Origin of the sequence: Mesorhizobium sp. M7A.F.Ca.CA.004.04.2.1 (genome assembly GCF_004022825.1) — a bacterium.
In the GTDB taxonomy this organism is placed as follows: Bacteria; Pseudomonadota; Alphaproteobacteria; order Rhizobiales; family Rhizobiaceae; genus Mesorhizobium.
Map to the genome: position 1 here is coordinate 1 of NZ_RZPH01000405.1, position 5,040 is coordinate 5,040.

Annotated in this window: 4 protein-coding genes and 1 pseudogene; all 5 read left to right on the forward strand. The window is 62.0% G+C overall.

Features of this window, described 5'->3' with window-relative positions; genetic code table 11:
- Positions 1-277, forward strand: a pseudogene (locus EN893_RS18530) (alpha-glucoside ABC transporter substrate-binding protein); the annotation flags it as partial.
- A 226-nt stretch (positions 278-503) separates the two neighbouring features.
- Positions 504-1,517 (forward strand): sugar ABC transporter permease, encoded by a 1,014-nt coding sequence (locus EN893_RS18535; RefSeq protein ID WP_127267790.1) that lies wholly within the window; start codon positions 504-506, stop codon positions 1,515-1,517.
- A gap of 1 nt (position 1,518) precedes the next feature.
- Entirely contained in the window at positions 1,519-2,673 is a 1,155-nt protein-coding gene (locus EN893_RS18540) for a carbohydrate ABC transporter permease (RefSeq protein WP_127267789.1), read from the forward strand.
- Positions 2,674-2,677: 4 nt separating this feature from the next.
- Positions 2,678-4,342 carry an alpha-glucosidase family protein gene (locus EN893_RS18545; protein ID WP_127267788.1) on the forward strand — a complete coding sequence of 555 codons (1,665 nt, stop codon included), beginning with the start codon at positions 2,678-2,680 and terminating at the stop codon, positions 4,340-4,342.
- Positions 4,343-4,366: 24 nt separating this feature from the next.
- Positions 4,367-5,040, forward strand: a 674-nt coding sequence (locus tag EN893_RS18550) for an ATP-binding cassette domain-containing protein (RefSeq protein WP_128361688.1), incomplete at its 3' end; no start/stop codon positions are given.

The window sequence follows — 5,040 nt, forward strand, 5'->3', positions numbered from 1 at the left end:
CCTGAAGATGCCGCTCGCCCACGAGATCTGGATGGCCGAAGGCGGCTTCGTGACGCCGCTCAAGTCGGTCAACAAGGATGCCTATGCCAGCGACGCGCTGAAGAAGCAGGGCGAAATCCTCGCCAATGCCTCGACTTTCCGCTTCGACGGTTCCGACCTGATGCCGGGCAAGATCGGCGCCGGCGCGTTCTGGACCGGCATGATCGACCTGGTCGGCGGCAAGTCGGCGCAGGACGTCGCCACCGACATCCAGAAGAGCTGGGACGCGATCAAGTAGCGGTCGGCATGTAAGCGACCACCATTCTCGCACTGGATCCGGACCGTACTGGCCCGGATCCGACGGCGGCCCGTGCCGCAGCCTTTCGTCATGAGCGCATTGAAATGAAGCGCGATCGGCAATGTGCGCAAGCCGCCGATGACGCGCTCCAAACAACTGAATCGGCGCCTGGTCTCCGTTACCAAGGTCATTCCTTGTCGGGTCATGCGCAGGGGGAGAGGGACCCATGGCGGCTCAGATTTTCTCGGCCATAACAGTCATCATCGTCGGCGTCGGCGGTTGCGTCGCCTATTTCTGGGGCGCCAACAAACTGGTCGACCTGATATTCCCGTCACGCGGCGTCGCGGGTGCCGCGGCCATCGACAATCTGCGCCGGCAAGGGCTGGTCCGGCCATGGCTGTTCGTCGGCCCGGCGATGATCATCCTCACCATTTACCTGATCTATCCGGTGGTCGAGACGCTGCGGCTGTCGTTCCTCGATCGCAGCGGCATCAATTTCGTCGGCTTGGCGAACTATCAATGGGCGTTCGGCGATCGCGAGTTCCGCAACTCGATCCTCAACAACATCATCTGGCTGGCGGTGGTGCCGGCCGCCTGCACCTTCCTCGGGCTGATCATCGCCGTGCTTACGGACAAGATCTGGTGGGGCACGATCGCCAAGAGCCTGATCTTCCTGCCGTTGGCGATCTCCTTCGTCGGCGCCAGCGTGATCTGGAAATTCATCTACGAGTATCGGGGCGACGGCCAGACGCAGATCGGCATCCTCAACGCCATCATCCAGCATTTCGGCGGCCAGCCGCAGGTCTGGATATCGCTGCCGTTCTGGAACAATTTCTTCCTGATGATCATCCTGATCTGGATCCAGACCGGCTTTGCTATGGTCATCCTGTCTTCCGCCCTGCGCGGCATTCCCGAAGAAACGCTGGAAGCCGCCGTCATCGACGGCGCCAATCCGTTCCAGATCTTCTGGAAGATCATGGTGCCGCAGATCTGGGGCACCATCGCCGTGGTCTGGACCACGATCACCATCCTGGTGCTCAAAGTGTTCGACATCGTGCTGACCATGACCAACGGCCAGTGGAACAGCCAGGTGCTGGCCAATCTGATGTTCGACTGGATGTTCCGCGGCGGCGGCGATTTCGGCCGCGGCGCCACCATCGCCATCATCATCATGATTGCCGTCATTCCGATCATGGTCTGGAACATCCGCCAGGCGAACAAAGAGACGGGAGGACATTGAGATGGCCGTCGCGGCCGGAAATTCCTTCGCCAGCCGTTTTGGCGTCCACATCGCCGTGCTCATCTTCGTCGCGATCTGGACCATACCGACGCTCGGCATCCTGGTCTCGTCGCTGCGCGACAAGAACCAGATCATCGCCTCGGGCTGGTGGAACTCGTTCGCCAGTTCCACCCAGACGGAAGCAGGCCGGCTCCCGCCCGCCTCGGCGCAAGTCGAGAAGGACGGCAAGTTCGTCCTCGAGGGCAATATCTTCGGCGACGGCGCCAAGCGCGACATCAGCGCCTTCGGGGTCAAATCGGCGACACCGACGCAATATCCCGCCGGCACCACAGCCGATCTCGGCGACGGCGTGACCTTGCAGCTCAATGCCGACGGCAGCTTCATCATGCATTCCCCGAAAGCATTCGAAGGCGATCGCGGCCAGCGCGTCTATTATGCTTCGTCGGCGCCGCCGAAATTCACCACCGACAATTACAGAACCGTGCTGTTCTCCGAAGGCATCGGACGGTCATTCATGAATTCCCTGACCGTCACCATTCCGGCTACCGTCATCCCGATCCTGATCGCCGCCTTTGCCGCCTATGCGCTGGCCTGGATGCGGTTTCCCGGCCGGGCGCTGCTGATCGCCGTCATCATCGGCCTGCTGGTGGTGCCATTGCAGATGTCGCTGATCCCGCTGTTGAAGCTCTACAACGGCGTCGGCGCTTTCTTCGGCATGCCGTCGAAGACCTATCTCGGCATCTGGCTGGCGCATACCGGCTTCGGCCTGCCCTTCGCCATCTACCTGCTGCGCAGCTACATTGCCGGCCTGCCGCGCGAAATCATGGAATCGGCGCGCATCGATGGCGCCAGCGATTTCGAGATCTTCGTCAAGATCGTCTTGCCGCTGTCGTTCCCGGTGCTGGCTTCGTTTGCCATCTTCCAGTTCCTGTGGGTATGGAACGATCTGCTGGTGGCGATGGTTTTCCTCGGTACAGAGGCAGACCAGATCGTGCTGACCGCCAAGCTCAACGCGCTGTTGGGCTCGCGCGGCGGCGACTGGGAGATTCTGACGACATCGGCTTTCGTGACCATCATCGTACCGCTGATCGTGTTCTTCTCGCTGCAGCGCTATTTTGTCCGCGGGCTGCTTGCCGGCTCGGTGAAAGGAGGCTGAGACGATGCAATCCGCTTTGAAGGCCAGCTCGAAGCCTGACCTCGCCATCGATCGCGACTGGTGGCGGGGCGCGGTGATCTACCAGATCTATCCGCGCAGCTATCAGGACTCGAATGGCGACGGCATCGGCGATCTCAAGGGCATCATAGGCCGCCTCTCCTATATCGCCGCACTCGGCGCGGATGCCATCTGGATCTCGCCGTTCTTCAAGTCGCCGATGAAGGATTTCGGCTATGACGTGACGGATTACTGCGATGTCGATCCGATGTTCGGCACGCTGGCCGATTTCGACGCGCTGACCGCCGAGGCACACAGGCTGGGCTTGAAGGTGATGATCGACGAGGTGCTGTCGCACACTGCCGACAGTCATCCCTGGTTCAAGGAAAGCCGGTCGAGCCGCAGCAACCCGAAAGCCGATTGGTACGTCTGGGCAGACGCCAGGCCGGACGGCACACCGCCCAACAACTGGCTGTCGATCTTCGGCGGCTCGGCGTGGCAATGGGACACCAGCCGCCAGCAATATTACATGCACAATTTCCTGGCCGAACAGCCCGACCTCAACTTTCACAACCACGAAGTCCAGGACGCATTGCTCGACGTCACCCGCTTCTGGCTGGAGCGCGGCGTCGACGGTTTCCGGCTCGATACCATCAATTTCTACTTCCACAGCCAGGGCCTGGAAAACAATCCGCCGCTGCCGCCGGAAGAGCGCAACGACCAGACCGCGCCGGCGGTCAACCCCTACAACTACCAGGACCATCTCTACGACAAGAGCCGGCCCGAGAACCTCGGCTTCCTCGAACGGTTCCGTGCCCTGCTCGATGAGTATCCGGCAACCGCAGCGGTCGGCGAGGTCGGCGATTCGCAGCGCGGGCTTGAAGTGGTTGCCGCCTACACCGCAGGCGGCAAGCGCGTGCACATGTGCTACTCCTTCGATTTCCTGGCGCCGGAAAAGATCAGCGCGGGCAAGGTCCGCTCGGTGCTGGAATCCTTCGGCAAAGTCGCCAGCGACGGCTGGTCGTGCTGGGCCTTCTCCAACCACGACGTGATGCGCCCGGCCTCGCGCTGGGCCGCCAATGAGGCCGACCCGACCGCCTACCTCAAGGTCATCTCGGCGCTGCTGATGTCGTTGCGCGGTTCGGTCTGCATCTACCAGGGCGAGGAGCTTGGGCTCGGTGAGGCAGAGCTGCGGTTCGAGGATCTGCAGGATCCCTACGGCATCCGCTTCTGGCCGGAATTCAAGGGCCGCGACGGCTGCCGCACGCCAATGGTGTGGGATGGCAGCGCCAAGAATGGCGGCTTCTCCCAGGCAAAGCCCTGGCTGCCGGTGCCGGCCAAGCATCTGGCGCAAGCGGTCAATGTCCAGCAGGGCGACGAGGCTTCGCTGCTCGAGCACTACCGGCGCTTTCTCACCTTCCGGCGTGCCCATCCGGCGCTCGCCAAGGGCGACATCACCTTCATCGAAAGTGAGGGCGACACCGTCGCCTTCACGCGCCGCGCAGGCAACGAGCAGATCGTCTGCGTCTTCAATCTGGGAGCCGGGCCGGCCAAGGTTGACCTTGGCGGCCGATCGCTGCAACCTCTGCCCGGGCACGGATTTTCGGGGCAGGCGAACAGCGGTTCCATCGAGCTTGGCGGCTACGGCGCCTGGTTCGGGCGTCTCGACTGAATTCCAATCACTGGAGGAAACCAAATGGCCGATGTCACGCTAAGACAAGTGAAGAAGTCCTACGGCAATCTGAACATTCTCCACGGCATCGACCTCGATATTAAATCGGGCGAGTTCATCGTCTTCGTCGGCCCGTCGGGCTGCGGCAAGTCGACATTGCTGAGATCGATCGCCGGGCTCGAGGAAATCACCTCCGGCGAGCTCAGAATAGCCGGCGAAGTGGTGAACGACGTGCCGCCGTCGAAACGGGGCATCGCCATGGTGTTCCAGTCCTACGCGCTCTACCCGCACATGACCGTCTACGACAACATGGCGTTCTCGATGAAGATCGGCAAAGAGAACAAGGCCGAGATCGACCGCCGCGTGCGTCAGGCCGCCGAGATCCTGCAGCTGACCAAATATCTCGACCGCCTGCCCAAGGCGATGTCGGGCGGCCAGCGCCAGCGCGTCGCCATCGGCCGGGCCATCGTGCGCAATCCGAAGGTGTTCCTGTTCGACGAGCCGCTTTCGAACCTTGATGCGGCGCTGCGAGTCGCCACCCGCATCGAAATCGCCAAGCTCAAGGAATCGATGCCCAACACGACCATGATCTACGTCACCCACGACCAGGTCGAGGCAATGACGCTCGCCGACCGCATCGTGGTGCTCAAGGACGGCCATATCGAGCAGGTCGGCACGCCGATGGACCTCTACAAGAA

Coding starts and splice junctions, on each gene's coding strand:
- EN893_RS18535 (WP_127267790.1), top strand. CDS start 504: ATGGCGGCTCAGATTTTCTCGGCCATAACAGTCATCATCGTCGGCGTC.
- EN893_RS18540 (WP_127267789.1), top strand. CDS start 1,519: ATGGCCGTCGCGGCCGGAAATTCCTTCGCCAGCCGTTTTGGCGTCCAC.
- EN893_RS18545 (WP_127267788.1), top strand. CDS start 2,678: ATGCAATCCGCTTTGAAGGCCAGCTCGAAGCCTGACCTCGCCATCGAT.